This is a genomic window from Micromonospora sp. NPDC048905 (assembly GCF_040649655.1).
GTDB lineage: Bacteria > Actinomycetota > Actinomycetes > Mycobacteriales > Micromonosporaceae > Micromonospora.
The window spans coordinates 1-16,266 of sequence record NZ_JBEZFV010000017.1; the positions used below are offsets into that span (position 1 = coordinate 1).

Annotated in this window: 15 protein-coding genes and 1 pseudogene; 10 read left to right on the forward strand and 6 right to left on the reverse strand. The window is 72.6% G+C overall.

Going from position 1 to position 16,266, the window contains the following annotated elements:
- From AB0C01_RS30060 to AB0C01_RS30080, 5 genes and pseudogenes are all read right to left on the reverse strand, one after another.
- Positions 1-1,191: low temperature requirement protein A (locus AB0C01_RS30060; protein WP_357572738.1), on the reverse strand; the 1,191-nt coding region annotated here is incomplete at its 3' end.
- Positions 1,192-1,525: 334 nt separating this feature from the next.
- The gene (locus AB0C01_RS30065; protein ID WP_357572739.1) at positions 1,526-2,668 is read right to left on the reverse strand and encodes a hypothetical protein; all 1,143 of its coding nucleotides are present in this window, start codon (positions 2,666-2,668) and stop codon (positions 1,526-1,528) included.
- Between the two features lie 296 nt (positions 2,669-2,964).
- Positions 2,965-4,314, reverse strand: a complete 1,350-nt coding sequence (locus tag AB0C01_RS30070) for an NAD(P)/FAD-dependent oxidoreductase (RefSeq protein WP_357248839.1) — start codon at positions 4,312-4,314, stop codon at positions 2,965-2,967.
- Positions 4,315-4,465: 151 nt separating this feature from the next.
- Positions 4,466-4,783 (reverse strand): annotated as a pseudogene (locus AB0C01_RS30075) (TcmI family type II polyketide cyclase); the annotation flags it as partial.
- A 90-nt stretch (positions 4,784-4,873) separates the two neighbouring features.
- A complete protein-coding gene (locus tag AB0C01_RS30080) occupies positions 4,874-5,671 on the reverse strand; it encodes a BTAD domain-containing putative transcriptional regulator (RefSeq protein WP_357248842.1) in 798 nt (265 codons plus the stop codon).
- 444 nt (positions 5,672-6,115) lie between these two features.
- Here AB0C01_RS30080 and AB0C01_RS30085 point away from each other — a divergent pair, with 444 nt between their 5' ends.
- The 10 genes from AB0C01_RS30085 to AB0C01_RS30130 all read left to right on the forward strand — a co-directional run bounded on the left by AB0C01_RS30085 (position 6,116) and on the right by AB0C01_RS30130 (position 14,688).
- Complete coding sequence (locus AB0C01_RS30085; protein ID WP_357248845.1) at positions 6,116-6,454, forward strand: TcmI family type II polyketide cyclase; 339 nt, start codon at positions 6,116-6,118, stop codon at positions 6,452-6,454.
- Positions 6,451-8,169 (forward strand): acetyl-CoA carboxylase carboxyltransferase subunit alpha, encoded by a 1,719-nt coding sequence (locus tag AB0C01_RS30090; protein ID WP_357572740.1) that lies wholly within the window; start codon positions 6,451-6,453, stop codon positions 8,167-8,169. The genes AB0C01_RS30085 and AB0C01_RS30090 overlap by 4 nt, the downstream gene beginning before the upstream one ends.
- Positions 8,170-8,186: 17 nt before the next feature.
- Positions 8,187-8,678 (forward strand): acetyl-CoA carboxylase biotin carboxyl carrier protein, encoded by a 492-nt coding sequence (accB, locus tag AB0C01_RS30095; protein WP_357572785.1) that lies wholly within the window; start codon positions 8,187-8,189, stop codon positions 8,676-8,678.
- A 19-nt stretch (positions 8,679-8,697) separates the two neighbouring features.
- On the forward strand, positions 8,698-10,140 hold the full coding sequence (locus AB0C01_RS30100) for an acetyl-CoA carboxylase biotin carboxylase subunit (protein WP_357248854.1): 1,443 nt from the start codon (positions 8,698-8,700) through the stop codon (positions 10,138-10,140).
- Positions 10,137-10,892 carry an SRPBCC family protein gene (locus AB0C01_RS30105; protein ID WP_357248857.1) on the forward strand — a complete coding sequence of 252 codons (756 nt, stop codon included), beginning with the start codon at positions 10,137-10,139 and terminating at the stop codon, positions 10,890-10,892. The genes AB0C01_RS30100 and AB0C01_RS30105 overlap by 4 nt, the downstream gene beginning before the upstream one ends.
- Positions 10,885-11,289 (forward strand): cupin domain-containing protein, encoded by a 405-nt coding sequence (locus tag AB0C01_RS30110; protein ID WP_272611493.1) that lies wholly within the window; start codon positions 10,885-10,887, stop codon positions 11,287-11,289. Before AB0C01_RS30105 ends, AB0C01_RS30110 begins: the two co-directional genes overlap by 8 nt.
- Positions 11,290-11,404: 115 nt before the next feature.
- Positions 11,405-12,679, forward strand: coding sequence for a beta-ketoacyl-[acyl-carrier-protein] synthase family protein (locus tag AB0C01_RS30115; RefSeq protein WP_357248860.1), 1,275 nt, complete (start codon positions 11,405-11,407; stop codon positions 12,677-12,679).
- Positions 12,680-12,702: 23 nt separating this feature from the next.
- Positions 12,703-13,953 (forward strand): beta-ketoacyl synthase N-terminal-like domain-containing protein, encoded by a 1,251-nt coding sequence (locus AB0C01_RS30120; protein ID WP_357249636.1) that lies wholly within the window; start codon positions 12,703-12,705, stop codon positions 13,951-13,953.
- Positions 13,950-14,267, forward strand: coding sequence for an antibiotic biosynthesis monooxygenase family protein (locus AB0C01_RS30125; RefSeq protein ID WP_357248863.1), 318 nt, complete (start codon positions 13,950-13,952; stop codon positions 14,265-14,267). Before AB0C01_RS30120 ends, AB0C01_RS30125 begins: the two co-directional genes overlap by 4 nt.
- 169 nt (positions 14,268-14,436) lie before the next feature.
- The gene (locus AB0C01_RS30130; protein WP_357248866.1) at positions 14,437-14,688 is read left to right on the forward strand and encodes a hypothetical protein; all 252 of its coding nucleotides are present in this window, start codon (positions 14,437-14,439) and stop codon (positions 14,686-14,688) included.
- A 135-nt stretch (positions 14,689-14,823) separates the two neighbouring features.
- On the opposite strand, the gene AB0C01_RS30135 is transcribed toward AB0C01_RS30130, so the two are convergent.
- Positions 14,824-16,260 (reverse strand): glycine hydroxymethyltransferase, encoded by a 1,437-nt coding sequence (locus tag AB0C01_RS30135; RefSeq protein WP_357248869.1) that lies wholly within the window; start codon positions 16,258-16,260, stop codon positions 14,824-14,826.
- Positions 16,261-16,266: the final 6 nt, after the last annotated feature.

Consider the following 16,266-nt stretch of genomic DNA (forward strand, 5'->3'; position numbering starts at 1 on the left):
GGTGATGGCCCGCATCCCGCCCAGCGCCACGTTGGCGGTGACCACAGCGGCCACCTCGGGTGGTTTGCCGTAGCTACGCCGGAAGTCCGCGTAGGCCACTCCGATCAGCACCAGCAGGGCACCGAGAGAGGCGAACACCGGTGGCAGGTACAACACGGCGGGCGCGATGGTCAGCAGCGCCAGCACACCACCGGGGCGGGACAGCGACACCCGGCTGAACACCTCGTACTCGAAGGAGGCCCGGCCGGCCAGGAAGAGGGCCGGGCCACCGAGGATCACCGCCGCCCAGGCCGGCGGCGTCCGTCCGGTCGACTCGTGCAGCACGAGGTCGAACCCGGTCGCCGTGGTCACCACCCCGGCCACCATCAGCAGATGGGTGTACGGGGCGGTGAACAGGAACTTGCTGGGTGACCCGGACCCCTTGATGGCCATCGGCAGCAGCTGACCGGACTTGTGCACGTAGATCCGCCAGAGCAGCAGGGTGGTCAGGAACGCCACCGCGAACACCCCGATGTTCTGCGCCTCGGTGTGCGCCGCGCTGAACATGGTGCCGATGGTCAGGATGGCGTCGCCGAGCGCGATGATGAAGAACTGCTGGTAGCGCTCGGAGAGATGCTCCGCGGTGACGTTGCGCTGGGGCTCGGGCACCACCCCGAGCCCCGGCACCGGGTACGCGAGCCGGAAGCCGACGTAGTCGATGGCGAGCGCGAGCGCCCAGCACGCCAGGCGGGCGTCGTCGCTGACGAACGCGCCGATGAGCCACGGGATCGCGGACACCGCGAACCAGATGAAGATGCGTGCCGCGCGGCGCTGGGTCTGCGGTTCGCGGCGGACGGCCGGCATCAGGAACAGCCCGCGCCCGAGGTGGATCGCCACGTAGGTGCCGGCGAACGCGAGCCCACGGTCGCCGAACGCCTCCGGGATCGCCGTGGTCATCAGCAGCGCGCCGAACATCACGGCGCTGATCAGCAGCTTGATCTCGGTGCGTTCCGGGTTGTACAGGTCGGTGACCAGGGTGGTGATCACCCACGTCCACCACACGGCGGCCAGCAGGATCAGCGCCTGTCCGGCCCGGTGCCAGTCGAGTTGGTCGACCATGCCCCGGGAGATGAGCGCCAGGGCGACCACGTACACCAGGTCGAAGAAGAGTTCGAGGAGGGTCACCCGGCGCGGGGCCTCCGGATCACGCACCGGAGGACGACGGGACCGCGGGGACCCGGGCTCCGGCGCGGCGTGGTGCACGGGCTACTCCTGCGGAACCGGTCGGCTCGACGGACCCGTCCGGCCCACCTGAACGGACGGTAACGAGCGGTCGGCAGCCCGGCCGCGAATTCGCCGTGCGTCCCCCAACCGGGGGTGATCCACTCGGCTTCCGGGAAGCCGGGGTGTCCGGGTCGGTTGGCCCGGTCTTCTGAATCCCGAGTCGATCACGCCGGCGGCTGGGTCCGTGGTGAACTGACCTCGACGGCCGAACCCCCGGCCTACCGTCGCGTCGGACGGTGGACCGGGGGCTCGATGTCGCGCGTCAGGACGGGTTGCCGCCCGGGAGTACGGCGGCCATCTCGTCGCCGGCACCGGCGAGTACGCGCGCCTGCTGCGGCCAGGTGGCCAGCGCGGATGCGGCGCGCAGGCCGGCGGCCCGGATCAGGTCACGCAGCGCCGCCTCGTCCAGCGCACCGAGTTGGACGTACGTGCGCACACCGGCGTCCTGCAACGCCGCCGCCATCTTCGGCCCGATCCCCTGGATCCGGCGGAAGTCGTCGGCCGGTCCGGAGTCCGTGTCGCTGGCAGCGGCCGGGACGACCGGAGGAGTCTCGGCCACGGGCGGTACGACCGCAGGCACGGCCGCCGCCGCCGCCGGCACCGACTCCGGCTCGGCGTCCGCGTCCGTCGGAGCTGCTTCCACGCCGCCGGCGTCCGACGGGTCGGTGTGCGGCGCGTCGGCGTTCACCGGCGTCGGCACCGCGGCCTCGGCCGCCACACCGTCGGCCGGCCTGGTCGCGGTCGGCTCGTCCGCCAGGCTGGCCTTGGTCGCCGCACCGTCGGCCGGGTCATCCGCGTCGGACGGTGCCGACGGCGGGGCCTCGGTCAGCGCCATGTCGGCGGGGTCGGCCACGACCGGCTCGTTGGCCGGGCTGGCCTTGGTCGCCGCATCGTCGGCCGGGTCGGTCGCGGTCGGCTCGTCGGCGGGGGTGGTGTCGAGCGGGAGGTCGTCCGCGGGCTGGCGGGGGGCGATCACGGCCGCCGGGGCGGGCTGCTCGTCGACCGCGACCGGCTCGGGGGTCGACTCCACAACGGGCTCCGACGGAAGGTCATCCGCGTCGGACGGTACGGGCGGCGGGGCCTCGGTCAGTGCCATGTCGGCCGGGTCGACGGCGCTCGGGGCCTCCGCCGGCACTTCCACCGGCGTGGGCCCACTGTCCGGTCCGGTGACGGCGGCCGGCGCGCTGACCGTGTCCACCGGCACCGGTTCGTCGGCGACCGCGACGGGGGCCGGGTCGACGGCGGCCGCGGGCCGGGCCTCGTCGGTGGTGGCCGCCGGCGTCGGCGCTTCGATCACGGCCAGGCCGGCGACGGGATCTCCGTCCACTATCGACTTACCCTGCACGCCCCGCCGGCCGCGCAGCAGCCACCCGGCGGCCAGGCCCAGCAACAGTGCCAGTACCACTATCAGCGAGTGTCCGATAGACCACGCCACGGCGAACCTCCCTCTCAGCTCGTTGGAAAAGGTACGAGAAAAACTCGCCGCAGCTTCGCACACGCGTGTTGCTGGCAAGTGAGAGGATCGGCCGCAGGCGACCCGGGTGTGGCGACCACGTCATGCGGTGCCCGCCGAGTGACGCAGCGTCGCAGCGAACAACCAGCACCGCACCGAACAAGCAGCGTCGCACCGAAGCGCGGAAAGGCCCGGCACGACGAGACCCGGACCCGGCGGGGGACGCCGAGCCCGGGTCGATGTCCAGCTCAGTCCTGGTCGCCCTCGTAGGTGTGGAAGTCGTCGACGAACCGGCGACGCAGCCGCGGCACCCGGCTCGTCACTCCGAAGTAGCCGCGCGCGCCGAGCAACGCGAGTCGACCCACCACCGGCCGGTACATCCGGTCGTCGCCGCTGGTGCCGCTGCGGTTCAGCGATTCGGCGACCCGCGCGACGCCGTACGGCACCATCGCTGCCTCGTAGTCGGCGACCGCCTGCACCAACGTCTTGTCGCCGGTCACGGCGTGCCCGAGCTGGTCGCAGAGCAGGCGGGCGTCTCGCAGCGCGGTGTTCGCGCCCACCCCGCGGCCGGGGGTCATGGTGTGGATGGCGTCGCCGAGCATGGTGACGGTGCTGCTCTTCCAGGGCGGCGTCGGTTCGGACGTGGACACCCTGATCGGTAGGGCACTTGCCGGGTCCGCGCGGGTCAGCAGCTCCCGCAGGTTCGGGTGCCAGTTGGAGGTGAGGTCCAGGGCGACGTTCACCAAATTCTCGCCGCGACGCTCCAGGACGTCGGCGGGGAATCGGCGGCCGGTGCTCCAGATGATGAGGTTGATGTTGTCGGTGGTGGTGTCGTGGGCCAGGCCGGGCCAATTTCGCAGCACCGCGGCGTCGGCGTCGCTGACGTCGGGTTTGACAGCCCGCCGGGCGTCCCACTTGAACTCCATGACGTGCAGGACGCCCATCATCCCGCCGACGCCGAAGATCAGCGAGATGCCCTGACGGACCCGCTCCGGGACGAGGCCGCGGGTGTAGGCGGTGAGCGGGATCCGGGTGGCGATGTTGATGGTGCCGGCGTCGCGGGTGACGGCGTGCGGCAGGTACTGCCGGCGTACCGCCGAGTGGGTGCCGTCCGCGCCGACCAACAGGTTGCCGGTGGCACTGGTGCCGTCGGCGAAGTACGCGGTGACCGTGCCGTCGTCGCGTTGCTCGTAGCGGGTGAAGGTCTTGTCGAAGTGCACCACGTCGTCCAGGCCGGTCAGCAGCACCTGCCGCAGCACCATCCGGGCCACCGAGTGTTCGGTGTGCACCGGGTCGGCGTTCGGTCGTAGGGCGAACGACGCGGTCTGGCGGAGCCCCTGGGTGACCACGTTGAAGTAGTGCGGCGGCCGCGCGCAGGTGGCCAGGAAGATGGCGAACAACTCCGGGGACAGGCACTGCCGCAGCGCTCGGCTACCGGTGGGGCCGATGCCGACCCGGTAGCCGAGCAGCCCTTCGGCGCGGTCGCGGTGCCGTTCGTAGACCGCGACGCTGATCCCGGCACGGCGCAGGCCGTGCGCCAGGCACAACCCGCCCGTGCCGGCGCCGATGATCAGGACGTGCGGTGGAGGGGTGGGCATGTCAGCCCGCCGGCTGTGCCGCGGCGTCGGTACTGGCCGGGCGCACCGCGGGCGCGTCGGTGCTGGCCGGACGCGCCGCAGGTACGTCGGTGCTGGCTGGACGCGCCGCGGGCGCGTCGGTGCTGGCCGGACGTGCCGCGGGCGCGTCGGGGGCATCCCACCGGTAGAAGCAGCCGGCGATGGCGTCCCGGGGGGAGCGCCAGGTCGGCAGGTACGGCGACGTGTGCGCGGAGAGCCGCTCGTTGACCTGCTGGAAGAGCGGGTGGTTGCGGGCCGCGGCGAGGGCGTCCGGGTCGATGTCGTCCGAGGTCTCCAGCAGGTGTACGCACAGGTCGTGCAGGCAGTACAGGGATCGGTGCGTGACGCCGGTCAGACCGGGCAGGTCGGTGGCGTCGGACTCGGCGAAGATCTGTGCGACCCGCCCCTCCGCGCCCGGGATGATCCGGCTGACGATCAGTAGACGACTCATGGAACCCCTTCCGCCGGTGGCCTCCCGATCCTCGGATCGGCGCCACGTGCTCTGTGCGCCTACCGTGCCGCAGCGTCTGTCACATCACCGTCACGTACGCCGGCCCGCCGGTGACGGGCCGTCGGTGACGGCCTCGCGGGTGGCCTGGCGGATCGGGGCGAGCGTGTCGTCGAGCAGGGCGTTCATCGCGGGGCTCGGCTCCAGACTCAACTCCCTGCGCAGCAGGTCCCGGTAGACGTAGAAGGCGTGCACGGCCTCGAAGGCGTTGCCCTCGGCAAGGTGGATGCGGACCACCAGGCGGTGCGGCGTCTCCCGGAGCGGCTCGGCGGCCATCGCCTCCAACGCGGCGTCGAGGGCCTCACCGTGCCGCCCCGCGGTCAGGTGCTGCCCGGCCACCTGTTCCAGCATGTGCAGGCGCAGTTGGCGCAGTCTCTCCCGGTCCAGCAGCACCCAGTCGTCGTACCAGCCGGGCAGGAGGTCGTGCCGGCCAGCGGCGAGCGCTCCCGCCGCGATGCGCGGGTCGTCGCCGTCCCGCACGCGGGCCGCGGTGCCGACCAGGTCGTCGACGTCGAGCCGGACCGTCGGGCCGAGCCGTACGGTGTCGCTGGCCACGGTCATCGGGCAACACGGGTCCTGCCGCAGCCGCCACAGCGCGGTGCGCAGTGAGGACAGTGCCCGTTCCTCCGACGCGTCCGGCCAGAGCAGGCCCGCGAGTTGGCTGCGGGTGGCGCCGGGGCGCAGCCCGATCAGGGCGATCACCCGTTGCAGCCCGCGGGGCACCACGACCGGCACCGCCTCGCACAACAGGCGGAAACCACCGAGCAGGTGAAGGGAGACGCCCTCCCCGGGCGGCGCCCCGGCGGTCGGCACGGACGGGTCAGCGGTCACGGCGGCACCCCCTGCGGAACGCTCGTCCCGACTGTCTGCTGTGTCCCGGATCGGTTGCCCGTGACGCCACTGTCGGCCCCAGCGGTGGGGGCGCGGCCCACGGCTGCCGGGGGCGGCCCCGCCCGCCGGGGCGGCCGGGCTGACCACCGTGAAGATTATCAATAGCAGTAACGGTGAGTCAACGCCGCGGTGAATGTTCTATTGGCCGACAGTCAACCTGAGATCGGTTCTGAACTGCGGAAACGTCCGTCGGTCCGCCCGTGTGGGATGCAGCGTACGCATAGCTGATACACAGGCTGCGTCAACGCAGCGTCACCGTCCTACGTTGCTGACCGGTGCGCCACGGTGACGCCGCCGTGACGAGGACTGCCGCATCGTGTCCGCAGTCGTCCAGCGCGTCCGGGCACACCCGTCGCCGCCCGGACGCCGTGGGGGAGGAGCAGTATGGACCGATCACTGATCGTCGCGAAGGTGGATCCGACCGCCGAGGAGCGGGTCGCCGAGATCTTCGCCGAGTCGGACGCGACGGAGCTGCCGCGCCTGGTCGGCGTCCGGCACCGTTCGCTGTACCGGCTCCACGATCTCTATGTGCACCTGCTCGAGACCGAGCATCCGGCAGCGGACGCGGTGGAGGGTGCCCGGGGTCACCCGGAGTTCATCCGGGTCAGCGACCGCCTGCGCCCGTACGTGTCGCCGTACCTGCCCACCTGGCGCTCACCGCGGGACGCGATGGCGCGGTGCTTCTACCGGTTCGACGCCCCGGACCCCCGGCGGCGGTCGTGACCGCCACCGCGCCACGGGAGGAGCAGCTCTGGTCCCGCTGCCCCGGCTGCGCCAGCCTGCTCTACCGCAAACGGTTGCGCCGCAACCTGGATGTCTGCCCGGAGTGTGGGGAGCACGCCCGGCTCGGCGCCCCGGAACGCCTGCGTCAGCTTGTCGACCCGGGGTCGCTGCGGCTGTTGCCCGACCAGCTTCCCGAGACGGACCCGATCGACTTCGTCGACGTGCTGCCGTACCCGCACCGGCTCAGCGCCGCCCGCGCCAGCACCGGACTGGCCGAGGCGGTCGTCTGCGCCACCGCCACCATCGGCGCTCACCCGGCCGTGCTGGCGGTGATGGATTTCCGTTTCCTGGGCGGCAGCCTGGGTTGCGCGGTGGGGGAGCTGATCACCCGGGCCGCCGAACGGGCGCTGGACGACCGCGTCCCACTCATCCTGGTCACCGCCTCCGGCGGGGCGCGGATGCAGGAGGGCGTGCTGTCGTTGATGCAGATGGCCACCGTCAGCCAGGCCATCGCCGCGCTGCGCGAGGCGGGACTGCTCACCGTGAGCGTCCTCACCGACCCGACCTACGGCGGGGTGGCCGCGTCGTTCGCCACCAACACCGATCTGGTCCTCGCGGAGAGCGGCGCGCGGATGGGTTTCGCCGGTCCCCGGGTGATCCGCCAGGTCACCGGCCGGGCGCTGCCGGAGGGCTTTCAGAGCGCCGACGTCCTGCTCCGCCACGGTCAGGTCGACATGGTGGTGCAGCGCCGGTCACTGCGGGCACGGCTGGGGGCGCTGCTCGCCGCCACCCGCGCCGCCCGCCCGGCCCGTCCGCCCGTACCCCGGCAGGACCCGGCGGCGTGTCGCGAGCGCCTCGCCGACGCGGCCCCGGCGGGCGGAGGTGACACCCCGGCGGTACGCGACGCGTGGGACACGGTCCGACTGGCGCGACACCCCGGCCGACCGACCACACTGGACTACCTCGACTCGGTCTTCGACGGGTTTCTGGAACTGCACGGCGACCGGCTCGGCGGAGACTGCCCGGCCGTCGTGGGCGGAGTGGCGCGGCTGGCCGACCGGCACGTGATGGTCATCGGCCACCAGAAGGGGCACACCACGGCCGAGTTGGTGGCCCGCAACTTCGGCATGGCCAGCCCGGCCGGGCACCGCAAGGCGCTGCGGTTGATGCGCCTCGCCGCCCGGCTCGGCCTGCCCGTGATCACCCTGGTGGACACCCCCGGCGCCGACCCCGGGGTGAGCGCCGAGGAGCAGGGCCAGGCGGCGGCCATCGCGGAGAACATCCTCACCCTCACCGTGCTGCCCACCCCCGTGCTGGCGGTGATCACCGGAGAGGGGGGCAGCGGCGGCGCGCTGGCCCTGGCCGTCGCCGACCGGGTGTTGATGCTGGAGAACGCCGTCTACTCGGTGATCAGCCCGGAGGGATGCGCGGCCATCCTGTGGCCGGACCGCTCGGCGGCGCCGCAGGCCGCCCGCGCGCTCAAGCTGACCGCGCCCGACCTGCGCCGACTCGGGGTGGTCGACGAGGTCGTGCCGGAGCCGACCACCGCCGCGCACGGCGACCCGGCGGAGACCGCCCACCGGTTGCGCGCGGCCCTGCTGAGCAACCTGCTGCCGCTGCTGGACGTGCCGCCCGCCATGCTGGTCCGCCTGCGTCGACAGCGCTTCCGCCGGTTCGGGATGGCACGCGCCAACGCTCGGGCGGGTGCCCGGTGAGCGCCGGGGACACGACGGTGTCGACAGTCGAGGCGCCCCACGACGGTGGGGTGGAGGGCGAGGAGGCGCTCGCCGTCCTGCGCCGGCAGGCACAACACCTGATCGCCGAACTGGCCGGGCCGGTGCGCCGGATCCGGCTACGCAGCGGGCCGGCGGTGCTGGAGGTCGAGTGGCACCCGGAGGAGCCGGCCCGCGTGGACGTACCTCCCGGGTCTGCCGAGGTGGCGCGGCCCGCCGGCCCGGCGCCGGCCCCGCCACCGGCGCCCGGCCGGGCCGCGGTGCGGGCACCCGTCGTCGGCACCTTCTACCGCGCGTCGGAGCCCGGCGCGAGGCCGTTCGTCGCGGTGGGCGACCTGGTCCGTCCGGGCCAACCGGTCGCCATCGTCGAGGCGATGAAACTGATGAACGAGGTGACCGCCGATCGCGCCGGTCGGGTGGTCGCGATCCTCGTCGAGGACGGCCACCCGGTGGAGTACGACCAGCCGCTCGTCGAGCTGGACCCGGCATGACGGCGCAGGGTGGTTGACCATGTTCGAGACAGTGCTGATCGCCAATCGGGGCGAGATCGCCCTGCGGGTCCTGCGCGCCTGCAAGGAGCTGGGTGTGCGAACCGCAGTCGTCTACTCCGCGGCGGACGCCGACTCGCCGGTGGTCCGCCTCGCCGACCAGGCGGTCCGGATCGGGCCCGCGTCGAGTCGGCGCAGCTACCTGAACGCGGCCGCGATCGTGGAGGCCGCCCGGCAGGTGGGCGCGCAGGCCGTGCACCCCGGTTACGGCTTCCTCTCCGAGGATGCCGACTTCGCCGAGATCTGCGTGGACAACGGGTTGACCTTCATCGGCCCACCACCGGCGGTGATGGCCGCGCTGGCCGACAAGTCCTCGGCGCGGGCACTGCTGAGCCGTGCCGGCCTGCCACTGTCGCCGGGCAGCGTCGCACCGGTGCCCACCGCCGCCGCGGCGGCGGAGGTCGCCGCGGCAGTCGGCTACCCGGTGATCGTGAAGGCCGCCGCCGGCGGAGGCGGTCGCGGCATGACCGTCGTACGGACGCCGGGCGAGCTGCGCCGGGCGTACGCCCGCACCCGGGCCGCCGCCCAGGCCGCCTTCGGCGACGACCGGGTGTACGTCGAGCGCTACCTCACCGAGGCGCGACACGTCGAGGTGCAGGTGCTCTGCGACTCCCACGGCAACGGGGTGCACCTGGGCACCCGGGACTGCTCGGTGCAGCGCCGGCACCAGAAGCTGGTCGAGGAGGCGCCCGCCCCGGCGCTGTCCGCCGCCGTTCTCGACACCATCGCCGAGGCCGCCCTTCGGGGCGCGTTGGCTGTCGGCTTCGTCGGTGCCGGAACCCTGGAGTTCCTTGTCGACGCCGAGGAGAAGTTCCACTTCCTGGAGATCAACTGCCGGATCCAGGTGGAGCATCCGGTCACCGAGATGGTCACCGGGATCGACCTGGTGCACGAGCAACTGCACATCGCCGCCGGGGTGCCGCTGCGCTGGCGACAGGAGGAGATCCGCCTGCACGGCGTCGCGGTGGAGTGCCGGGTCAACACCGAGGACCCCGACCGGGACTTCGCACCAACCCCCGGCCGGCTGGAACGGTTCACCCCACCCGGCGGCCCGTTCACCCGGGTGGACACCCACGCCAGCGCCGGCTACCTCGTCGGCCCCTGGTACGACTCGCTCCTGGCCAAGGTGATCGTCTGGGCGCCGGACCGGGAGCTGGCCCTCAACCGGCTGGAACGGGCCCTGGACGAGTTCGACATCGCCGGGCCGGGCGTCCACACCACCATCCCGTTCGTCCGGCGCGTGCTCGACGACGCCGCATTCCGCAAGGGCCGCTACACGACCGGCCTGGTCGACCGTCTGCTCGCCGCGCCCGACGCGGCGGCCGCGCGGCGGTCGACGGCCACCCCCGCTCCGCGCCCCGCGCCCGCCGCGGAACCCGACACGACCCTCAGGAGGACCCGATGACCGTCACCCATGGTCGCCCGATGACCGCCGAGATCACCGACATCCTGGTGGCGCACTGCGGGTTGGACCCCGACGCGGCGGCCCGGGCGCCCGCCGCGTCGCTGGAAGAGCTGGGGATGGACTCCCTCGCACTGCTGGAACTCTCCGCGGTCGTCGCCGACCGGTGGCAGGTGAGCATCCCCGAGCAGGCCGGGGAGCTGAGCATCCCGGCGGTGGCCGACCTGGTCGCCCGCCGCGTCGACCCACCCGGGCACACCGAGAACAGCGTGGTCATCGACGCGCCGCTGGCGCTGGTCTGGGAGGTTACCAACGACGTGGCGAACTGGACCGAACTGTTCACCGAGTACGCCGTGGTGGACATCCTGCACCGCGAGGGCCACACCGTGCGGTTCCGGCTCACCATGTACCCCGACGAGAACGGGGTGTCCTGGAGCTGGGTCAGCGAGCGCACCTCCGACCCGGTGAGCAGGCAGGTGCGGGCGTACCGGGTGGAGACCGGGCCGTTCGAGTACATGCGGATCCACTGGCGCTACACCGAGGAGGCCGGCGGCGCCCGGATGACCTGGACGCAGGACTTCGCGATGAAGCCGACCGCACCGCTGGACAACGCCGCGATGACCGAGCGGATCAACACCAACAGCGTCATCCAACTCACGGTGATCAAGGATCGGGTGGAACGGATCGCCCGGCAGCGCGCCGACCAGGACGTCCCCCTGACCAGCACCGAGCCGACGGAGGCCGACGATGAGTGACCTGAGTACCCGACCGATCGCCGCCGGGGACGTACCCGCCGACCGGCGACGCGGCGGTGAGCTGCGCGTGTTGCTCGGCCCCCGCACGGTCGGCAGCACCTCGGGCTTCCTCGGGGTCGCCGCCCTCGCGCCGGGGGAGCGGATCGCCGAGCACTACCACCCGTACAGCGAGGAGTTCCTGTACGTGGTGCGCGGCGCGATCACCGTCGACCTGGACGACCAGCCGACGCTGCTGGCCGCCGGTGAGGCCCTGTTCGTGCCCGTGAACGTGCGGCACCGACTCCGCAACACCGGCGTCGAACCGGCCGAGGTGGTCTTCCACCTGGGTCCGCTCGCCCCCCGCCCGGAGCTGGGTCACGTCGACACCGAGTTGGCCGAACAGCGCGGTGGGTCGTGAGCGCGAGGAGTGAGCCGGGTTTGCGAGCCCCGCAGTCGCGAACCGAGGTGGCGTGGGTGAGCGCGAGGAGCGCGCCGGGCTTGCGAGCCCCGCAGTCGCGAACCGAGGTGACGTCGTGAGCGGACGCCGCACGGTGGTGACCGGGATCGGGGTGGTCGCGCCCGGCGGCGCCAGCCGGGACCGGTTCTGGAAGACCATCACCGAGGGGCGGACCGCCACCCGGCGGATCAGCTTCTTCGACCCGTCGGCGTTCCGGTCGCAGATCGCCGCGGAATGCGACTTCGACGCGACCGCCGCGGGGCTCACCGAGGCCGAACAACGCCGGGCCGACAGGTACGTGCAGTTCGCGCTGGCCTGCTCCGTCGAGGCCGTCGCCGACGCCGGACTGGTGCTCACCGACGCCGAGCGGGACCGGGCCGGGGTGGTGCTCGGCACCGCCGTGGGCGGCACGATGGCGCTGGAACAGGAGTACGTCACCGTCAGCGAGCACGGTCAGCGCTGGCTGGTCGATGCCACGCGCGGTGGCCCGTACCTCTACCAGGCGCTTGTGCCCAGCAGCCTCGCCGCCGACGTGGCCTGCCGGCACGGGCTGCACGGCCCGGCGCAGGTGGTGTCCACCGGCTGCACCTCCGGCATCGACGCCATCGGCTACGCCCACCAGCTCATCGTGGACGGTGAGGCGGACGTGATGCTGGCCGGTGCGGCGGACTCGCCGATCTCGCCGGTCACCGTCGCCTCGTTCGACGCGATCAAGGCGACCAGCCCGGACAACGACGACCCGGCGCACGCCTCCCGCCCGTTCGACGCCGACCGGCACGGGTTCGTGCTGGCCGAGGGCGGGGCGGTGCTGGTGTTGGAGGAGCTCGGGCACGCCCGCCGGCGGGGCGCGCACATCTACTGCGAGGTGGCCGGCTACGCCAGCCGCAGCAACGGTTACCACATGACCGGGCTGCGTCCGGACGGCCTGGAGATGAGCCTCGCCGTGACCGACGCGTTGAAACAGGGGCGGATCCTGCCCGAGCAGGTGTCCTACATCAGCGCCCACGGCTCGGGTACCAAGCAGAACGACAGGCACGAGACGGCCGCGTTCAAACGGGCGTTGGGCCAGGCCGCGTACCGGGTGCCGATCAGTTCGATCAAGTCCATGGTCGGGCACTCGCTCGGCGCGATCGGGTCGATCGAGATGGCGGCGTGCGCCCTCGCGATCGAGTTCGGCGTGGTGCCACCGACGGCCAACTGGAGCACCCGGGACCCGGAGTGCGACCTGGACTACGTACCGAACGAGGCGCGGGAGGTCCCGGTGGACGTGGCCCTGTCGGTGGGCAGTGGATTCGGCGGCTTCCAGTCGGCCATGGTGTTCCGCCGGTCGGCCGGCCCGGTGGCGGCGTGAGCGCCGTTCGGCCCGGTGGCGGCGTGAGCGCCGCGCGGGCGGTGGTGACCGGCATCGGCGTGGTCGCCCCGAGTGGCATCGGCGTGGACGCGCACTGGCGAACGGTGCTGACCGGCACCCGCCGGACCGGACCGATCACCCTGTTCGACCCGGCCGGCTATCCGACGCGATTCGGCGGGGAGGTGCCCGGCTTCACCGCCGACTCGTACGCGGACAGCCGGCAGGTGGTGCAGACCGACAGGTGGACGCACCTCGGCTTCGCCGCGACCCGGTTGGCGTTGGCCGACGCCGGCCTGCCCGAGCGGGCCCCCGACCCGTACGGCTACGCGGTGACCCTGGCCAGCTCGTCCGGGGGCAACCTGTTCGGCCAGCGGGAGTTGCAACGGCTGTGGGGCGGATCGTCGCGCACGGTCGGGGCGTACCAGTCGATCGCCTGGTTCTACGCGGCGAGCGTCGGGCAACTGTCCATCCACCACCAGTTCAAGGGTCCGAGCGGGGTGCTGGTCGCGGAGGCCGCCGGCGGGCTGGACAGCCTCGCGCACGCCGCCCGCGCGGTACGCCGGGGCACCCCTGTGGTGATCGCCGGGGCCACCGAGTGCCCGCTGAGCCCGTACGCGTTGGCGTGCCAACTGCGGTCCGGGCTGCTCAGTGACGTCTCCGATCCGCAGCGGGCGTACCGGCCGTTCGACGCCTCGGCCAGCGGCTACCTGCCGGCCGAGGGCGGCGCGGTGTTCGTGGTGGAGGAGTTGGGGCACGCCCTCGCCCGGGGCGCCCGCGTCTACGGCGAGGTGAGCGGCTGGGGCTCCACCCACGACGCCGCGCACACCACCGCGGACAGCGCCGGCGACCCGACCCAGTACGCGCGGGCGATGCGGCTGGCCCTGGACCGGGCCGGCGTCGCCGCGGCCGGTATCGACGTCGTGCTGCCCGACGCCCTCGGGGTGCCCCGCTACGACCGCAGCGAGGCCGAGGCGTTGCGCGCCGTGTTCGCCGAGCGGCCGGTCCCGGTGACGACGCAGAAGCCGCTGACCGGGCGGGCGTACCAGGGTGGCTCGGCGTTGGACGTGGCCACCGCGCTGCTCGCCTTCGCGCACGACACGCTGCCCGCGTCGGCCGGCCCGGAGGAGGTCGCCGAGGGGTGCGAACTGGACTTCCTGCGCGAGCACCGCCAGCCGCGCAGCCGACTCGCGCTGGTCTGCGCGCGGGGCTTCGACGGGTTCAACAGTGCGCTGGTCCTGCGCGGGGCCGTGCCGATGAGGGGAGAGACGCCATGAGTGGACAGCGGGCGCGGGTCGTGTTCCTGGTGCGGGTTCCGGTGCCACGCACCGACGAGTTCCTCGCCGCCTACGAGGAGGTGCGGCACCTGGTCGCCGACGGGGTGCCGGGACACCTGGTCGACCAGGTGTGCCGCTCGTCGACCGACCCGGAACAGTGGTTGATCACCAGTGAGTGGGTGACCCTGGCCGACTTCGAGGCCTGGGAGCGCAGCCCCGAGCACCGGGACCTGGTACGCCCGATGCGGGAGTGCTTCACGGACGCCCGTTCGCTGCGTTTCCACATCCACGCGCAGACACCCGCGCTGGTCTGACGCTCCCGCACGATCTCCCGGGTGGGGGCCGCGACGGTCGTCGGAGGTGATCGCCGGGGCCGGGCCGATCGCGGGGCGACCACCCGCGGGTTGACGCACCGCGTTCACCGGATGGCAATGCGCGACGGCCGGCGTGGGCCGGTCCTGGGTGGACGGTCATAATGTCCGCATGATTGCCTGGGAGTACGCCCTGCTCGTTCGCCGTTATCAGGGACAGGGCCGCAATTTCCACGTCTCGTTCGTCTGGTACGCCCCGGACGGGTCCCGCAAGGACATCACCGCCTTCGGTGACACCGCCATCGCGCACCTCAACCGTGCCGGTCGGGAGGGGTGGGAGCTGGTTTCCGCGGCCGAGGACGTGAACAACGTCCAGGGCAGCACCGAGGTCCACCGCTACCACCTGAAGCGCCCCCTGGAGTGACGCCGCAAGCCGGTTCTCGTCGATCATGGAGTTGTGGTGGGGGACGAAAGTCGCCTACCGTCCCGTTCCGGGCACCACAACTCCATGATCGACGTGGTCTGAGCCGACGTGGCCTAAGCCGACGTGGTCTGACCCTTAGGCCAGGTTGATGCCCGGGTAGAGGGGGTGGGGGGCCAGCAGGTCGGTCGCCTGCCGGGCGATCTTGTCGGCCAGGTCGGCGTCGAGCACGTACTTCGCCTTGGACGGGGTGCCGTCGGCGTTGGCGCCGGCCGTGGTCTGGGTCAGCACGGTGTGGATCAGATCCGCGGTCTGGTCCATCTCGGCGGTGCCCAGGCCCCGGGTGGTCAGCGCCGGGGTGCCGATCCGGATGCCGGACGTGTACCAGGCCCCGTTCGGGTCCTGCGGGACCGAGTTGCGGTTGGTGACGATGCCCGAGTCGAGCAGCGCCTGCTCGGCCTGCCGACCGGTGAGCCCGTAGCCGGACACGTCGATCAGCACCAGGTGGTTGTCGGTGCCACCGGTGACCAGCTTCGCGCCCCGGCGCAGCAGCCCCTCGGCGAGCGCCTGCGCGTTGTCCACGATGCGCTGGGCGTAGTCGGCGAAGTCGGGGCGGCGAGCCTCCGCGAGGGCGACGGCCTTGGCGGCCATCACGTGCGGCAGGGGACCACCGAGCACCATCGGGCAGCCGCGGTCCACCTGGTCGGCCAGCTCCGGCTGGCAGAGCACCATGCCGCCGCGCGGACCGCGCAGCGACTTGTGCGTGGTGGTCGTGACGATGTGCGCGTGCGGCACCGGGTCGAAGTCGCCGGTGAACACCTTGCCGGCCACCAGGCCGGCGAAGTGCGCCATGTCGACCATGAAGGTGGCGCCGACCGAGTCGGCGATCTCCCGCAGGATCCGGAAGTTCACCTTCCGGGGGTACGCCGAGTAGCCGCCGACCAGGATCAGCGGCTTGAACTCGCGGGCCGCCTCGGCGACCCGGTCGTAGTCGATCAGGCCGGTCGTCGGGTCGGTGCCGTAGCTGCGCTGGTCGAACATCTTGCCGGAGATGTTCGGCCGAAAGCCGTGGGTGAGGTGGCCGCCGGCGTCCAGCGACATGCCGAGCATCCGCTGGTTGCCCAGCTCGCGGCGCAGCGTGAACCAGTCGGCCTCGGTGAGGTCGTTGACGTGGCGGACCTGCGCCTTCTTCAGCGCGGGGGACTCCACCCGGTCGGCCAGCACCGCCCAGAAGGCGACCAGGTTGGCGTCGATGCCCGAGTGCGGCTGCACGTACGCGTGCGCGGCGCCGAACAGCTCCCGGGCGTGCTCGGCGGCGAGCGCCTCGACGGTGTCGACGTTCTGGCAGCCGGCGTAGAAGCGGCGGCCGACGGTGCCCTCGGCGTACTTGTCGCTGAACCAGTTGCCCATGGCCAGCAGCGTCGCCGGGGAGGCGTAGTTCTCGCTGGCGATGAGCTTGAGCGACTCCCGCTGGTCGGTCAGCTCGGCGCCGATGGCGTCGGCCACCCGCGGCTCGACAGCCCGGATCACCTCAAGGGCGCTCCGGAATGCGGTGGACTCGGCGTTGTGCGACATGCGACC

Excerpts from the sequence above, each read along its gene's own strand:
- AB0C01_RS30135 (WP_357248869.1), bottom strand. The coding sequence starts at position 16,260 with ATGTCGCACAACGCCGAGTCCACCGCATTCCGGAGCGCCCTTGAGGTG.
- AB0C01_RS30085 (WP_357248845.1), top strand. The coding sequence starts at position 6,116 with ATGGACCGATCACTGATCGTCGCGAAGGTGGATCCGACCGCCGAGGAG.
- AB0C01_RS30070 (WP_357248839.1), bottom strand. The coding sequence starts at position 4,314 with ATGCCCACCCCTCCACCGCACGTCCTGATCATCGGCGCCGGCACGGGC.
- AB0C01_RS30130 (WP_357248866.1), top strand. The coding sequence starts at position 14,437 with ATGATTGCCTGGGAGTACGCCCTGCTCGTTCGCCGTTATCAGGGACAG.
- AB0C01_RS30110 (WP_272611493.1), top strand. The coding sequence starts at position 10,885 with ATGAGTGACCTGAGTACCCGACCGATCGCCGCCGGGGACGTACCCGCC.
- AB0C01_RS30100 (WP_357248854.1), top strand. The coding sequence starts at position 8,698 with ATGTTCGAGACAGTGCTGATCGCCAATCGGGGCGAGATCGCCCTGCGG.
- AB0C01_RS30105 (WP_357248857.1), top strand. The coding sequence starts at position 10,137 with ATGACCGTCACCCATGGTCGCCCGATGACCGCCGAGATCACCGACATC.
- AB0C01_RS30125 (WP_357248863.1), top strand. The coding sequence starts at position 13,950 with ATGAGTGGACAGCGGGCGCGGGTCGTGTTCCTGGTGCGGGTTCCGGTG.